The organism is Phaeobacter cretensis (genome assembly GCF_047372505.1).
Taxonomy (GTDB): domain Bacteria; phylum Pseudomonadota; class Alphaproteobacteria; order Rhodobacterales; family Rhodobacteraceae; genus Phaeobacter; species Phaeobacter cretensis.
Genome location: NZ_JBKBEU010000001.1, coordinates 3,477,800 through 3,493,349, shown reverse-complemented (window position 1 = coordinate 3,493,349; position 15,550 = coordinate 3,477,800). Strand labels below are relative to the sequence as shown.

At 55.7% G+C, this 15,550-nt stretch carries 10 protein-coding genes and 1 pseudogene; 4 read left to right on the top strand and 7 right to left on the bottom strand.

The genetic code is table 11. The features are described from left to right. Nucleotides 1-298: 298 nt before the first annotated feature. The 6 genes from ACEWZM_RS16570 to ACEWZM_RS16545 all read right to left on the bottom strand — a co-directional run bounded on the left by ACEWZM_RS16570 (nucleotide 299) and on the right by ACEWZM_RS16545 (nucleotide 5,468). Entirely contained in the window at nucleotides 299-940 is a 642-nt protein-coding gene (locus tag ACEWZM_RS16570) for a class I SAM-dependent methyltransferase (RefSeq protein ID WP_414007483.1), read from the bottom strand. A 5-nt stretch (nucleotides 941-945) separates the two neighbouring features. Then, on the bottom strand, nucleotides 946-2,163 hold the full coding sequence (locus ACEWZM_RS16565) for a BtaA family protein (RefSeq protein WP_414007482.1): 1,218 nt from the start codon (nucleotides 2,161-2,163) through the stop codon (nucleotides 946-948). Nucleotides 2,164-2,175: 12 nt separating this feature from the next. Then, a complete protein-coding gene (locus ACEWZM_RS16560) occupies nucleotides 2,176-2,949 on the bottom strand; it encodes a UDP-2,3-diacylglucosamine diphosphatase (RefSeq protein WP_414007481.1) in 774 nt (257 codons plus the stop codon). Nucleotides 2,950-3,685: 736 nt separating this feature from the next. Further along, nucleotides 3,686-4,036: a 3-methyl-2-oxobutanoate hydroxymethyltransferase gene (locus tag ACEWZM_RS16555; protein ID WP_414007480.1), complete on the bottom strand. Its 351-nt coding sequence runs from the start codon at nucleotides 4,034-4,036 to the stop codon at nucleotides 3,686-3,688. A 4-nt stretch (nucleotides 4,037-4,040) separates the two neighbouring features. After that, the gene (locus ACEWZM_RS16550; protein ID WP_414007479.1) at nucleotides 4,041-4,355 is read right to left on the bottom strand and encodes a MocE family 2Fe-2S type ferredoxin; all 315 of its coding nucleotides are present in this window, start codon (nucleotides 4,353-4,355) and stop codon (nucleotides 4,041-4,043) included. 27 nt (nucleotides 4,356-4,382) lie between these two features. Beyond that, nucleotides 4,383-5,468 (bottom strand): fatty acid desaturase, encoded by a 1,086-nt coding sequence (locus tag ACEWZM_RS16545; protein ID WP_414007478.1) that lies wholly within the window; start codon nucleotides 5,466-5,468, stop codon nucleotides 4,383-4,385. A 176-nt stretch (nucleotides 5,469-5,644) separates the two neighbouring features. Here ACEWZM_RS16545 and ACEWZM_RS16540 point away from each other — a divergent pair. Both ACEWZM_RS16540 and ACEWZM_RS16535 read left to right on the top strand, forming a co-directional pair. Then, nucleotides 5,645-6,695, top strand: a pseudogene (locus ACEWZM_RS16540) (IS3 family transposase). A 267-nt stretch (nucleotides 6,696-6,962) separates the two neighbouring features. Then, the gene (locus ACEWZM_RS16535) at nucleotides 6,963-7,859 is read left to right on the top strand and encodes an NAD-dependent epimerase/dehydratase family protein (protein WP_414007477.1); all 897 of its coding nucleotides are present in this window, start codon (nucleotides 6,963-6,965) and stop codon (nucleotides 7,857-7,859) included. 653 nt (nucleotides 7,860-8,512) lie between these two features. On the opposite strand, the gene ACEWZM_RS16530 is transcribed toward ACEWZM_RS16535, so the two are convergent. Then, nucleotides 8,513-12,349, bottom strand: a complete 3,837-nt coding sequence (locus tag ACEWZM_RS16530; protein WP_414007476.1) for an Ig-like domain-containing protein — start codon at nucleotides 12,347-12,349, stop codon at nucleotides 8,513-8,515. Between the two features lie 723 nt (nucleotides 12,350-13,072). Here ACEWZM_RS16530 and ACEWZM_RS16525 point away from each other — a divergent pair. Both ACEWZM_RS16525 and ACEWZM_RS16520 read left to right on the top strand, forming a co-directional pair. Further along, entirely contained in the window at nucleotides 13,073-13,711 is a 639-nt protein-coding gene (locus ACEWZM_RS16525) for a LuxR C-terminal-related transcriptional regulator (protein ID WP_414007475.1), read from the top strand. Then, nucleotides 13,708-15,528 (top strand): sensor histidine kinase, encoded by a 1,821-nt coding sequence (locus tag ACEWZM_RS16520; RefSeq protein WP_414007474.1) that lies wholly within the window; start codon nucleotides 13,708-13,710, stop codon nucleotides 15,526-15,528. The genes ACEWZM_RS16525 and ACEWZM_RS16520 overlap by 4 nt, the downstream gene beginning before the upstream one ends. The last annotated feature ends 22 nt before the right edge of the window (nucleotides 15,529-15,550 follow it).

The window sequence follows — 15,550 nt, the reverse complement described above, 5'->3', positions numbered from 1 at the left end:
ATTGGGGCGGGACGCAGCATCAGATCGGGCAGACTGAAGCCGCTGAGTGTCTGCTTTCGGGAAACCGGCCTTCAAATCTTGCAGATGCAGCGTTGGGCGCGAAGCACGCCATATGAAGAACCGCATTGGACTGGCTGGCGTCACCAGGCGGGTAGGATCGAGCACTGTTTTGCTGCAACAGTGCAGCCGCACTGCCGCAAGTCCGCTGTGAGCCCTCTTTAACAAATGCTGCTAGCAGCACCAATAGTCATTACGTGCGCAAAGCGGTCATGCACACAGATTTAGAAACGCCTGCGTCTTAAGCCGCGTCAGTTACACCTGATTTGCATACACGCGCATATCTTACATAGCTGCGCAGCAAGGCTCTGTGGGTGACCTCGGCCCCAGTCAGGCTTTCAAGGAAGCCGGGCAGATCATCCCGCGGAACAACGTGAAACCGCGTCAGCCAATTGCGCAAACCCCTGTCAAACCAGCGCGGCATGCGGGATTGATCACCAAAATCCACGATGTGCAATTCTCCACCCGGCGCGAGATGATCGACCGCCTCTTTGATCGCGGATTGCCACTGCGGGATCATTGAGACGCAATAGGACATAACGATGCGGTCGAATGTGGCCTGTCCGAACAGATCCCTTGGGTTGAACGCGCAGGCGTCGCCCCTCGCCAGTTTGGCCCGCTTGCCCAGCTTTGCCTCTGCGGACAGCAGCATTTCGGATGAGATATCCAGCCCATAGAGGTTCCGCCCGGGGTAGTGTCTGTCAATCTGCTGGAGATTGCGACCGGTCCCGCAGGCGATCTCCAGAATATGGGCATCCAAATCTGGCCCAAGTTCACGCAAGGCGTGGTCGCGGCCCAACAAGTAGTATTTCCGTGTCCCATCATAGACGAACCGTTGTCTGCGGTAGATCCGATCCATCAGCGCACCTTGAGGTGTGTCCATGTCCACTAACCTTTGAAATGGTATAGATGAAACCCGCCGTAAATCGCGGAGCGATCATTGCGGACCCCTTTGGCCGAGGCCTCGGTTTGATAGTCCCAGCGCGACAGCGTTCCCGCACCAACCCGCCCCGGCAGGATGTCGTCCGTCCCACCTGTGCGGAAGATCACCCGCGCACCGGGCGCCGCCGTTCGTGTGATCTCATCCCAGAGAGCGTTCAATTGGCCGTCGTTCATCCAGTCCTGCGCATCCAGCAGCACATAGCACTGTTTTGAGTCCGTTGGCTGTTGCGCCAGAACGTCGGTCAGGGACCTGTTCAGCACGCTGACCCGCGCCGCATTGGCACGCACCGCTGCGAAATGCTCGGGCGCCAGATAGGGCGGAGTGGCAGGGTTTGCGACGGGTTGGTAGCCCCGAGATGCGGCCTGCCATGCAAAATAGTTATCCGAGATGGGGAAGTCACAAAATAACTTGCGGGTCCGTTCCTGTAATACGGCCACAATGTCACCACCCGCGTCCGCCGCCAGCTTGTCATATTGGGCCGGCGGGATGCCCAAGCCAAACAAGGATGCCCGGCGCCGGGCCAGAAATTTGACAAAGCGGCTTTGATAAAGCGGGGCAATCTGCGCGTTAAAAAACGCAGTCTGCTCTTCCAGCGATTGCGCTGCCAATAGCCGCGCGAAATCTACGCGGCCGATTTTGGCCACCAGATGAACAACCCCGAGAAAACGACCTAGCAATCCGTGACGATATAGGCCCCGCGCCAAGATACGTTTGCGAGGGCCGCGCAGGGTGCGGGCGTTCCAGTAGGCCCGTGTCTCATCATCAAGATGGGGAGCGACATGGGTGTCAAACAACGCGACGTTGTCCGGCTGATCGCCCCGACCCAGCATTGCAAACAGCGTCGCATGGTCCGGCACATGCTGCACAGTCGCCAGCTTTAGTTTGTTGAGCATCACATGCGCCGGGGACAGGTCAACAGCGGTGATGGAGGCAGGGTTCGCCGTCAGATAGGACAGCATGTTGCACCCCCCCGAGGCGATGCAAACGATGTTGTCACCGGGTTGTATGTGCAGCGCGTCCATATCGACAACCGGGTCTTCCCAGATCTGCGCATAAACCAACCCGTGGAAAAGCCGGGCAAAGGCCCGCTCCAGCAAACCGTCGCGGCTCATGCTTGCGTTCTGGTTCACAGCATCGTTCAGCTGTTCGGTAACAGATGACATCAATCTCTCCTGCTAGCTGTCCACATCGGCGGACTGCCGCGCGGCTTTGCGCGCTGGTTTGTGATCGGCGGTTATTTTTTCTTCCCAATCGATCAGCTCGAATGCGCCGGTGAGATGTTCCGCAACAGCGGTACAGCTTTCGACCCAATCCCCTGTATTGATATAGGCGATGTCTTGAATTTCGCGGATATTGGCATGGTGAATATGGCCGCAAATCACGCCATCATAGCCACCACGCCTTGCCTCTTCGGCCAGAACATCCTCGTAGCGGCCAATGAAATTCACCGCGCCCTTGACCTGACGCTTGGCCCATTTTGAAAGCGACCAATACTGACGTCCCCAAAGCGACCGGATCGCGTTGATCTTGGGGTTCAGCCAGATCAGGAAATCATAGGCCGTGTCTCCGAAATGTGCGAGCCATTTGGCGTTCATCACGACCGCGTCAAATTGATCGCCATGGGTGACCAGATACCGCTTGCCGTTCATGCCCACAAAGTCGGCCGTTTGCATCACTTCGATCCCGCCAAAGTGGGTGCCAAGGTAGTTGCGCATCACCTCGTCATGATTGCCCGGCACAAAGATGATGCGGGTGCCCCGCCGTGCCTTGTCCAAAAGCGTCTGAACGACGTTGTTGTGCTCCTGCGGCCAATGCCACCCACGCCGGGCCAAAGCCCAGCCGTCAAAGATGTCACCGACCAGATAGATGGTGCCCGCATCATGTGAGCGAAGGAATTTGACCAACAGGTCAGCCCGACAGCCACGCGTACCAAGGTGTATGTCTGACAAGAAAAGATTTCTAAACAGCATTTGCCACCTAGCGCCTATTTGGTTTCAAAAAAAGTAGGTATTTTGTGTGACGGAGGTATGACGGCCGCAACATCTTAAGCGGACGTGGAAGGTTCTTCCCAAGCGCGTTTCTGGCAAAATGAACCCCCCCTTTCATCTCCAGAACGCTTTATGCAAGGCTACCTTCCGACCGTCCTTAGCTTCGCTGATATCGCGAAGCGCTCCAAGCAGTCCTTGGGACTCAAATGTCGAACGGCGGCAAAGTCTCGCACAGCCGCCGCTGCAAAGCCGCGAGATTTGGCGGCATGACTGAGGGTCTATGCCGCATGCGCAAAGGGAAAGCCGCCCTTCGCCACAAGAACAGCCTCAAATCAGGGTCGAACGGTCCAGACGCGGGACAAAGTCCAAATTATCTGCGGTTGCTCGAACGACGGCTGCTGGCGGATCGCGACGGCGCCCCCCGCAGGTAGGGCGGGAAAGGGACTTTCACTGCGATTGCGAACCTCTTTACTACTCGTCGCCAAAGGGGTCCAACGTACATCTATCACCGATGGGTATTAATTCCTGCTTTCAAAATGTGGATCTGGGTGCAGCATTCCTTGACCAAAAATCATTTTAGTCGCTCAAAAAAACTCTCAAACTCCGCGTCCGAGATTGTTGCGCACTCGTATGGGCCTGGAAATTGCTCCTCTTCAACAGACTCCGTGAACGCCGAAAGTGCAACTCGGCGTTGGTGTTATATCTGTTCATATAGTGAATTGAGATCACCAAAGGCACGTGCATGGCGAGGGCTTTCGGGTTGTTCTCCGCATATGTCGTTTTGAAAAAGGTAGATAATGTCTGCACTGGCGCCCGATCCGAGTGAGGATGTTATCAGAGATGTGCGGGCGGAAATCTCTGCCATTACTCTGTCACAGATAACTTCAGCCTCTACCGAAAAGGCTCCGGCATCTTTAGCAGCAGCTGCCTCTTCGGTTGTATTCGCCGTTGTCTGAACCAGCTTGCGGATACCCTTCAGCTCACGCAGGTCGGACGCGGTGTAGTTTCTAAGTGAGAACCCCGCGTCCCAGTCGTAGATCCGTTTCATGGCATCACCCGATATCGATAAAGACATCTCCACCTTCGACCTTAACGGGGTAGGTTTTCAGATTCACACAGACCGGTGAGCGCTTTGCCTCGCCGGTGCGATAATCGAATTGGCCGTTGTGCATGGGGCATTCGATCCGATGATTGATCACCAGACCGTCTCCCAGATGCACTTCCTCATGAGTGCACAGGCCGTCGGTGCAGTAAAATTCGTCCTCGGGGCTTCGGTAGATGGCGAAGGTACGATCGCCATTGTCATAACGGATTAGATCTTCGGTTTCGATATCATCGCAAGCGCAGGCGCGGGTCCAGTTCGTCATAGGCTTTCCTGTATTCCGGGGATTGGGTCACGCGGCCGCTATGGCTGTTGGTCGAGTGTATTCTGGACTGGGGTTAGCGTCCTTGGGCAGCAACGGCTTGCGGTCAACAAAGTAGAGAGGGTGGCTCCGTTGGATCAGAATCGCTGGGAGCATTTCGCGAAACGCCGCCAGTGTTCCCGAATAGGCCGGTGGGCAGTCTTCTTTGATTTCTTGGTGCAAGGCAGGCAGATTGTAAAACGGCACCATGGGGTACATGTGGTGTTCCACGTGGTAGTTCATGTTCGAATATACGAAGCGAAAGAACCTATTCATGTAGACAGTGCGCGAGTTCAATCGGTGATCCGGGACATCTTCCGCTAGTCCTGCGTGCTGAAGCGAAGCCAGCAAATGATGTAGCCACGAACCATAAAACGTCGGACCGCCGATCAAAACAATTGGCAACCAGGAATTCAGCGCCATTGCCAAGGCAATCGTCGCTGCGAGGATTGCGAGATGAACACGCGACGCCCAGAACGCCTTTGAGCGGTCGACTTCGATGAGGAAGGTTTTCTGATCTTTGGTCAAACGACCAACCGCCAGCCAAAACATCTTTTTCAACTCGTTCCGGCCAGATTGCAGGTGCAGCATGTTCCACAGGATGTTGATTGGATGCGGCGGTCGGGGAAACGCAATCTCGGGGTCTTTACCGACGATTACCGTATCAGTGTGATGGCGCGTATGGCTCCACCGCCAAAGATATGGGTTCTTCAGGGACATGAAGGAGGCCAGCTGATAGGCTGCGGTATTGAGCCAGGGTGTTTTGAATACAGTCCCATGGCAGCACTCATGCCAACGGCTGTCGGCACAGGAGCCATAAAAAACTCCATAGAGAATGACAGAAGATATCGCCCACCATGTACCCCAGGTCAGAACGACCAGAGCACCTGTTGCCAACACCAACCCCAGCCAGACCCCGTAATCAATCAGGGCCGGAGTATCCCGGCGCTTCATCAGTTCCTTCATCCGTTTCCGGGGGACCGGAGTGGAGTACCACTGCTTCGGTGTAAAGCTTGGGCCGCTGTCACGACCCGTCAGCGAATAATCCCGCCATGGAAGGGTATCATCCTTCGGCACATCAGGTTCCTTTTCTACATTGCTGTTGCCAAGCAGAACCGAGGAGCGCCTGAATCGTCAAACCTGTCGTGATATTTTCTATCATTTCTCTGTCTGACGTCAGCACTTATGGGTCCAAATAGGGTCATTTGCTAAGAGAGTGTTTGTTGCTCATCGTAACCACTGAGGAGTGGACGATGAGAAAGGCAACGAAGAGCCCTGGCGAGAAGATCGTCAAAGATATCAAACGGGCGACCGGCAGGCACTCTTCATCCGAAGAGAAGATCCGGATCGTGCTGGATGGCCTGCGCGGCGAGGACAGCATCGCTGAGTTGTGTCGTTGTGAGGGTATATCGCAGGGCATCCCCCGCACCACGTTCTATCGTTGGTACGATCGATACCTGCAGCGAGGCCGGGTTGCAGGATCAATCTCCTAAGCCAAAGCACGTCTGGAACCGCGTGCCTGACGAAGTGAAGCGCAAGGTTGTCGACTTCGCCCTGCAGGAAACGGAACTGTCACCGCGTGAGCTCGCGGTGACGTTCACAGATCAGGAACGCTACTTCGTGTCAGAATCTACAGTGTATCGTGTGCTGAAGGCGCATGATCTGATCACCAGCCCGGCGTTCATCGTTCTCAAGGCAGCGAACGAGTTCAAAGACAAGACGACTGGGATCAACCAACTTTGGCAGACCGACTTCACCTACATCAAGGTTCTCGGCTGGGGCTGGTTCTATCTCAGTACGGTCCTCGACGATTACAGCCGCTACATCGTCTCCTGGAAGCTCTGCACCAACATGCGGACTGAAGACGTTACCTATACGCTGGACCTCGCATTGCAGGCATCTGGATGCGACCAAGTTCACGTCGTTCACAAGCCACGTCTGCTCAGTGACAACGGCTCAAGTTACGTCTCAGGGGATCTGGCGGAATGGTTGCTGGACAAAGGCATGAAGCACTCTCGCGGTGCGCCATATCATCCGCAAACACAGGGCAAGATCGAACGCTGGCACCAGACCTTAAAGAACCGCATCTTGCTGGAAAACTATTTCCTGCCAGGTGACCTCGAAGCTCAGATCGAAGCCTTCGTCGATCACTACAACCACCAGCGCTATCACGAGAGCATCAACAACGTCACACCCGCTGACGTCTACTTCGGACGCAACAAAGCCATTCTAAGGCAACGCGAAAGGATCAAACGAAAGACACTCGAAGCGCGACGCTTGCATCACCGCCAGCACGCCGCATAATCAAACCAACCAGATGAGCCAAACCCTCTCTTAGATTAGGCGGCCATTGGTTCCAAAAACTCTGACAACGGACACGCCTTTGGCAACTCGCTGCCGTTCGCGTGCCGGAAGTGGATGCTGGTACCACCAGCGGTTAAACCTGGGTGAGAGCCCAAGGTGTTAAATGCTGCGCGACTCACAAAGGTCCGCTTCGGTGAAATTTGATGTTTGATCTCAACCTAGGTTGAGGTTGTAGACGTTCGATTTCATTTAACGGGAGAACAATTAATGCAGGTTTTCGTATTAGGCGGCACAGGGACGATTGGTACAGCGATAGTGGCAGAACTGGTGAACCGAAACCATCAGGTCTTGGCGCTGAGCCGTTCGAAAAAGTCTGACGAACTGCTTACTTCCGCTGGCGCGACACCTTTCCGAGGCAGTCTTGCAAAACCAGATAATTGGGCCGATGTGGCTGTCTCATACGACGCGGTCATACAGGCTGCTGCAACGTTTTGTGACGATATGGGCGATGTGGACGCCAAAGCTATGAAAGCGTTGGCGCAAGCATCAGAAGCTCGGACCGAGCCGACCCGCCTGATTTATACTGGCGGATGCTGGCTCTACGGTAGAACCGGCGACGAGATAGCAATGGAAGACCGGCCATTTGACCCGCTGCCTTCGTTTTCTTGGATGGTTACGCATTCGCAAATGCTACTCGACGCGCCAAAGCTGCGCACGGCGGTTGTCCATCCGGCAATGGTTTATGACATGCGCGATGGCGGAGTTTTTCACCGCTTTCTGTCAGCCGCGAATGCCGGTCAAAGAATTGAAATCTGGGGGAGTGAGGCGACACGCTGGCCCCTGATCGAAAGCTCTGATTTGGCCCGAGTTTATTGCGACCTTGTGGAACGCTCTGACCTTGTGGGGTACTTTAATGCGGTTGCTGAGGAAGGAGTCACCGTAGGCAGGATCGTTTCCGTAATTTCCGAAGCCTTCGGTTCTCCAGCAGAACCTATCATCCGCACAGAGGAAGATGCCGTTAAGGAGAACGGTGCATGGGCGAAAGGTCCGACACTCGATCAACAAATGTCGGCGCGGAAATTGCAGTCAGCCATTGACTGGCTGCCACAGATTAGAAACTTTGAGGAGCCAATGTCCCAGTGGATAGCGGACCTTCAAATTTAACTTGCGGAGGCCGATTTGTCCCGCGTTTTGTTGGTCGGAGCGGCGTGCGGTAAAAGTGCGGTCCCGGTTCCGGTCAAATCGACGCCGACGAATGACCGGAATGACGACACGCACTGCGCTGCAACAACACATGTGCCGCGAGTGAATGCTGCGTCGGCAATATGCCCAAACAGCAATGTCGGTATTGGCCGTACCTTGTAATTTCGACGCCTGATCTATGCTGCGACATCCACGAATGGCCAGTTGAACCGCTGCGCGGCAGCACGAACTTTTTCGCTCATGCCGCATTTGTCAGGCTGCGAGCGCACGCAGCACAAAATCACAACGACCGAGTCGGGCTCAAAGCTGCCTTATTGCGGCGCGGCTCCATGATCGCGCGTCTGGTCGGTTGGCTGAGTATCGTCAGGTGGCCGGAGACAGTCCAAAGAAGACGTTCATGTTACGAGCAGCGATCCACATACTGCATGCGCGGGCCTCCGGCGGTTTGGACCGGCGGCTATGCGCACAAAGCCGAAGTTGCAAAGTCGTTCAAATTAAACAGCCCAAACTTCTGCCATCGCTGCGAGGCCGCGCCGAGAATCCGCACTTCGCTATAAGTGCAGCTTCCGGCCGTCTCCGGCTGCGCATTGTGCGAATGGTGGCATTCGCGATGTCTAAAATTCCCATTGGAACCCGAGTTCGAAACCTACGGCTTCAAACCCGCTTGCGCCGATGCCATCATATGACGCTCCGAGGTTCAGGTAGGCGCCGTTACTGAATATGGTTGATCCAGAAAGTTCGAGCCTGGCGCGTCCGCCATTATAGTTTGTGACTACGGATTGGGCTGCTCCGGAACCTGATGTAGTTGAGTAGATGGCGGAGACACCGCCGCCCAAGGTCCATAGCTGACCCAGGATAGCCGCAGGCGTCTCAAAATCCAAACCCAGCTCCAACTGCCCTAATTCGATACCCTGCTCCGCTATGTGGTTGCCGAGACTGTCCGTATAGGCCAGTTGGGTATCTGCGACGTAAGAACCGGCGAGGCTGGGGATCAGGGTGGTTTCGCCATATTCCAATTGCCCTGAAACCTTAAGCTGCGCCAGCAATCGCTTGGTTTCAAATTTGTCCTTGTATGTGCCAAAGGGCTGAATACGGTTGTGGCTCATTCCAGCGAGAAGACGGCCCTCTAGATACAAAGGTTGGTTGGGCAACCGGGTGACAAAATACGGTCCTACCAGCCAGCCTGTACCTTCGATGTTCGATGTGCCACTTGATTGCCTGACATGATCAAACTCAAACAAAAGGCCCACTAGAGTATTGTCGTTGATCTCGCGATGCGCTCCAAAAGCGCCAAACAGGTAATCGCTACTGGTGCTGCTTTCATTGGTTCTTGTGCCGTTGAGCTGAAACCAGACAGGCCAGTTGGGGCGGGAGTTGAGGTTGAATGACAGGTGGCCTCTGGTGACGTTTGCCTCAGCACTCCCGCCGGAACAGCTTTGTCTAAGATGGCAGGCTAGACCAGGCTGGCTGGCGACCAGTTGATTGGCGCGGCTGGCCATAAACTGCGCGATTTGCCTTTGGGTCTGCCCGACTGTTTCGTTGCGCACCCTCGCAGAAGTAGATGCGATATTGCCGCGTCCAGCAGCATTCCGCGCGGCATTGGCAGGCACTTGCAACGTGACATCGCCACGACCTGTGGGCCTGATCCGCGCGGTGTAACTCGCACCCGATCCTGCTAGCACGATGGCGGTGGCATTCCCAAAGATCAGGTCTGCGATCTCAAAGCCGCTGACTGCTTCTGAAAATGTAATGGTTGCCGTCAGAGCGGTCTGCGCAATGAAAGTGTCTGGCAAGCCAGTGATTTCCACAGTGAGCAATGTCCCGTCAAAGATAGCGCTTTCGGTGTTCGAAGCCGCGTCATTACTGTTTCCGGCCCCATCTGAGAAGCTGTTGGCCGCAATGGCAACTGAAACGAGGCCATTGCCGCGAGGCGTTAGCGTGACCCTGTAGGTGTCGCCACTCCCTGCCAGAACGGCATCGGCGTTGACGAGGACGAGATCATCAGCGTCAAAATCCGTGCTGGGTTCGCTGAGGGTAATGGAGGCGGTGAAGGCTCCACTATCTGGCCCTGACAGCGCGCTGATTGTGGCACTGGGGAGTACTGTGTCAATGGCAATCACCAGCGTGTTGTCGGCATCAGCCCCATCCGCATTGGCGTTGCCTACCGCATCTGTGAAGCTGCCACTGGCAACAGACAGTCTCCCCTCAGTCGTGCTGCTTGCATCAGGCGAGAATGTTGCGCTGTAGCTCTGGCCTGATCCGCTGAAATCGCTCAGCGTGCCTCCGGTAACGGCAACATCTGTTTCTTCAAAATCAGTGGTGTCTTTGTTTAAATCGAATGTCACCGTTGCGGTCTGTCCCGCGCGCAGGTTGGTTGTGTCGGCAGAAAGCGCGATCGTTGGTGACGACCCATCCGTGACCACTACATCGAAATCTTCCGTGGCTTCATTGCCAGCACTGTCGATGGCGCGCACGGTGACGGTGGTTGTGCCGACGGCGAAGTCATGGGGGCTGGTGATCTGGGTACCGTTTGCAAGCTCGAAGACAAGCGTGACAGGATCCCCAGAATTATCCGAGGCGCTGGCGGTGAAAGCTGCGCTGGCGCTGCTCGCCCCTAAAGCGGCCCTTACCGGCGCGGGCGCATTTGCGCTGATCACCGGGGCCTCAATGTCCGAGATAGTGACCATAAAGCTCGCCTGCGTGGCTGCATTGCCCGATGTATCCGAGGCGTCCATGGTGACGGTTGTGGCGCCAATGGGAAAATCGAATGGCCCGCTCAACACAGTCGCGCCAACGCTGTAGGTGATTGTAGGCACAGATCCGCTATTGTCTGTCACCGATCCCAGACCAGTCACATCTAGCCGGGCAAACGGCTCTCCCGCATCAGTGTTTGCAGTCAGATCCGCAGACGCAGAGATAACAGGCGGCGTGGTATCCGATGTGGCAACAATGACAGGCGACAGCGCACCGCCGCTTGAGAAGTTGCCGCCGATATTGTCGAACTCGGCAGAGGCAAAAGTGGCGAACGTTCCGACTTCGGGATTAGAACCCGCTGTCAGCGTGATCGTGATGGAACAGCTGGCCCCCGCAGCCAGATCAACGGTCCCGCCGGCCCCGCCGCTCACCGGTGCTGGAAACTGCGTCAGAGAGCCAGAGCACCCGGCACCGCTTATTGCGCTCACCGAAGCCGTTACATTGTTGGGCAACACACCAATCGTTGGCTGATTGTTCGCATCGCCAAAGCCAGCGATAGCGGGGTCGGCCGTAACCGCAACGCCATTCGGGTTGCGCAGCGTGACCTGGTAACTGGCGCTTTGGCCCGGCAACAATGGCCCGCCGATAAACTGACCCGTCAGGTCCAGAGGCTGATTTGGGAAGGTGGTGACGGTGAATGTATCCGTTGCGACATTACCGCTGTTGTCTTCGGCCCGAACCGTGACGGTGCTGGCCCCCTCAGGGAAGGCATGGGGGCTGGTGATGGCATTGCCATTGAGTTGATAAGTGACCGCGACCGGATCGCCGGATTCGTCCGTCGCAGTGGCATTCAATATCACTGACGCGGTCGCTGCCCCTGCATCCAGTGCCTTTCGTACATTGCTGACGGTGATCACAGGCGGCGTCGTGACAGTGCCTGTTACCTCCATCATGGCGCTTGCGGCCGAGCTGGTGAACGTGTTGGCCCCAATCACCGTGCGCAAAGCCCCTGTGCGTTGCTCAAAGCTGCCCGCCGCAACGCCCGCGGTCAGGATCGGAACATCGAATGTGCAGCTGCCCCCCGGGTTAATTTGACCACCCAGCAACTGGTATTGTGACGCTGTCCCATAGGACACGAACGAAGACCCCGCCCCGCAGGGAGTGGCAGGTACAATTGCCGCGTCAATCGTGACACCAGTAGAAAAGAACGCCACATCATGTTCAAATTCGATCCGATCCACCGAACGCCCGCCTGCTGGCAGACTGATCGTATAGCGAATGCTACGCGCGGCTCCGGCCGGTAGGGAGGCAGGAACCAATTGCATGGATAAACTCGCCGGCTCAGCAGGTAAAAGATCGGTGACATTGATAGTGGAACTTCGTGCGGCAGATTGTTGTGTCGCGCCCAGAATATCCGCGGAAAGCGCACCCGTGCGCTGCTCAAGCGAGGCGTTTCTAAACGTGCCAGGCACCGCATAGTCCACCGAAAAAGAGCAGCTTTGCCCCTGACCAAGCGACATGTTGCGGAATTCGATGAAACTATCGGGAAAGCCCGGCGTGCTTGTACGCGCCGCAGTGGAGCCCGCACCGCAAAACCCGCCCGAAGGAAGCGTGGGCACTGTGATGCCAGGTGCGAAGGCTGCGAAGTCATGGTCAAAGCGTACATTCGCAGCTGTAGTGATCGTGTTGGGGTTGGTGATTGTGTAGGTAACGCTCGCCGTATCGCCAGCCTGCACCGAAGCCGCGCTGTGAGACATTGAGAATTGCAATGGCTGTACGGGTGCTGCAGTGAACGGCCCGCCAGAAACCCGAACTTGAGTGATATCATCATTCAGCGAATTAAATCTGACAATAATACCGCCTGGAAGGGCGGCGGCCCATGAGCAGAAATGCGATGGTCGGCAGGTATTAAAAGCTATGCGGCAGCCATTCCCTGACGCGCTAGATTCACATATTGGAGAAAACAAACTGGATTTATAAGAAATTTTTTGACGAAAACTAATACCATTGGATCTCGCTGTTCCGATTGGTATGCTAACATGTTCGCGAGAACCACGACTGGCATCGCACTCTCCGTTTGGGCCGGCGAACCCGACAGAAAACTCTGGTTCTAGCCGATCTCGGGAAAAAAGTTCTATGCCGGGTGCGTGTACTCGCGTGGAACGCGTGAAGTAAGTATTTCCGCAATTGGCGCTCTGCGCCTGCGCCTGATCCGGGGTTAGCAGCACAAGCCATAGTAGGATGCCGGTAAGACACCAAACAAGGCAACGCATCAGGGACACCGCGCGCAGTGGTTGGGCGGCACAGCTCATACCTACGCCTTTGAAGACTGACCTGAAATACAACATTCACCTTCCCGCCCTTATCTTGCGCAAAAGATAGAGGCGGGCCTTGCGGGCGAATATGTGTGGATTCACACATGTGATATTGCGGCCACCCTGCTAGGCTGACCCGGCCAGAGATCTCAAAAGAGGTGCGACGTGCCCCATCAGCCCGTCCTGATCATCGAAGACCGGCCCGATATTGCCACGCGTCTGATAGATGCCGTGGCCGCGACCAACGATATTGATCTGGTGGGGCATGCAATGACGCTCGATCAGGGTTTGAACATGCTGTTTGATCTGCGTCCGCGTGTTGTTCTTGTAGATATCGGCCTGCCTGACGGATCAGGGATCGAAGCGGTGCGCGCCTGTGTCAGTGCCGATTGGACGGTCGATGCCATGGTCGTGTCGATCTTTGGCGATGAGGCCCGCGTGGTCGAGGCCATTCAGGCCGGCGCCAAGGGCTATATCCTCAAAGGCGGCGGGCTCGATCAGATCGGTGACGATATTCTCAGCGTGCTGGACGGCGGCAGCCCGATCAGCCCAGCCATTGCTCGCCATCTGCTGGCGATCGTGAAAGAGGGCGCCGCCACGACCCCCGAAACCTCTCCCTTGACGGAACGCGAGACAGAGATCCTGCGCGCCGTGTCCCGTGGCTACAAACGCCACGAGATTGCGGATCAACTGGGGATCAGCGCAGGTACCGTGGGCAACCACATCACCAACATCTATCGCAAGCTTGAGGTTGGCTCGAACATGGAAGCGGTCGCACGGGCCTCAAGGATCGGTATGATATGACCCGCCACGTCTGGGTGATCTGCCTCGGTATCGCTACGTGGGTGATTGGACTGGCGGTCATGCTCTATGCGTTCAATCTTGGCAAAATCGACACGATAGACGGAGCGCAGATGATCACAGAGGTGTCTTTGTGCGATGATTTGGCCTGTACACGAACCGCACCAATCACCTTGCCCTATTTCTCTCAGGTGCGCCCATCAGATCAGATCGTGACCCGCCAGATGCAGGTGATACTGCCTCATGAAACTCCGCCCAATGACATAAAAGCCCTTTACCTACCGAAGCTTACAGACAACCTGGATGTATGGATTAACGATGCGCTGATCCACGCCAATACGCTTCCTGACCGACTTTGGAACAAACCAGTGTTAATTGACCTCCCCCCCGCTTTGCTTGCGGGACCGCAGGTTACATTGACACTCAGGCTGCACGGACGCCCGAATGAGGGGTTGGACCTGCAGCCGTTTTTCTTCGGCCCGCTCGATGTCCTCGCGCCATATCAAGCTTGGCGGTTCTTTCTCAGCCAAGGCCTTGCACGGTTCACATTGGGGCTCATGCTGGTGCTGACCGCCGCCCTGCTGGTCGTCTGGAGCTTTAGACGCCGCGAACACGAATACCTGTGGCTGGGACTGGCCTGCGTCACAGCCACAGGTATTCTGACCCAGTTTGGCTTTGGCAGCACAATGGGATCCTACACATTATCCACCCTGCTATGGACATCATGCGCATCGCTTTATGTGCTATTTATTCTCAAATTTCTGCGACGATTTCTAAGCCTGCGGATGATCTGGCCCGAGCACTTACATGCTGTGCTATTGGCGCTGGCCTGTATGGTCATTCTCATCAGCCCGTCAGGCTATACCTTCGTTATGAGCATGCTGGCGGCCGCTTTGATCACAGTGCCGTCAGCTTTTACTGTGCTGGTGATGTTATGGCTCAACCGGTCTTTGCTGACTCAGTTGGATATGCATGTGTTCTTTGGCTGCCTCAGCCTTTCGCTCGTACTAGGTCTCTATGAAATGTACCTGTTGTTGAGTGCGACGCCTGACCGAACTATTCATGTTTTCCATCTGATGCCCCTGGTGATGTCACTGGCCTGCATCTGGTTGATCCTGTCGCGATTAATCCACAGCCTGCAAGGCTATGAAACGCTGGCGGCATCGCTCAATGACACAATCACCCAGAAGTCCGCCGAGCTGGAGGCAAGCTTTGCCGAACTGACGGACATTCGCCGCCGTGAGGCAATCGCGGAAGAACGCGACCGCATCATGCTCGATTTGCATGATGGAATTGGTGGGCAATTGGTCAGCACGCTGGCCTATATGGACAGCAATCATGTCGGCGACCAAAAGGTCCGGCGGGCCCTTGAAGACGCGCTGCGTGATCTGGCGCTGATGCTTGACAGTATGGAGAATTCAGAAAGCACTGTGACCCTTCTGGGTATGCTGCGTATGCGGCTTGAAGGGTTGCTGTCTGAACACGGGATCAAATTTGACTGGCAAGTGTGCGGCGAACCTGTGCTCGTCAATCCAGGGCCATCGCAAAGCCTGCATCTGGCACGGATCGTCCAGGAGGCCATTACAAATGTGATCAAACACGCCAGGGCCAATACAATCATCGTCTTCGTAGATGAAACCCAGATAAAGATTTCCGATAACGGTCACGGGTTCAACATGGCCGAACAAGCATCTCTGGAGCACCCGTCCAACGGCATCGCAAACATGAAACGTCGCTGTACTGCAATTGGGGCTGACTTCAGTATGACGAGTGATTCAGCAGGCACGTGCATCTCACTTCGTCTCAAAAAGCAAACCTGACGAAAACCTAACGTTCGAGCAG

Bases quoted from the DNA above. Each gene is read 5' to 3' on its own strand.
- ACEWZM_RS16570 (WP_414007483.1), bottom strand. From the start codon at position 940: ATGGACACACCTCAAGGTGCGCTGATGGATCGGATCTACCGCAGACAA.
- ACEWZM_RS16565 (WP_414007482.1), bottom strand. From the start codon at position 2,163: ATGTCATCTGTTACCGAACAGCTGAACGATGCTGTGAACCAGAACGCA.
- ACEWZM_RS16555 (WP_414007480.1), bottom strand. From the start codon at position 4,036: ATGAAACGGATCTACGACTGGGACGCGGGGTTCTCACTTAGAAACTAC.
- ACEWZM_RS16550 (WP_414007479.1), bottom strand. From the start codon at position 4,355: ATGACGAACTGGACCCGCGCCTGCGCTTGCGATGATATCGAAACCGAA.
- ACEWZM_RS16535 (WP_414007477.1), top strand. From the start codon at position 6,963: ATGCAGGTTTTCGTATTAGGCGGCACAGGGACGATTGGTACAGCGATA.
- ACEWZM_RS16530 (WP_414007476.1), bottom strand. From the start codon at position 12,349: ATGTCTCACAGCGCGGCTTCGGTGCAGGCTGGCGATACGGCGAGCGTT.
- ACEWZM_RS16520 (WP_414007474.1), top strand. From the start codon at position 13,708: ATGACCCGCCACGTCTGGGTGATCTGCCTCGGTATCGCTACGTGGGTG.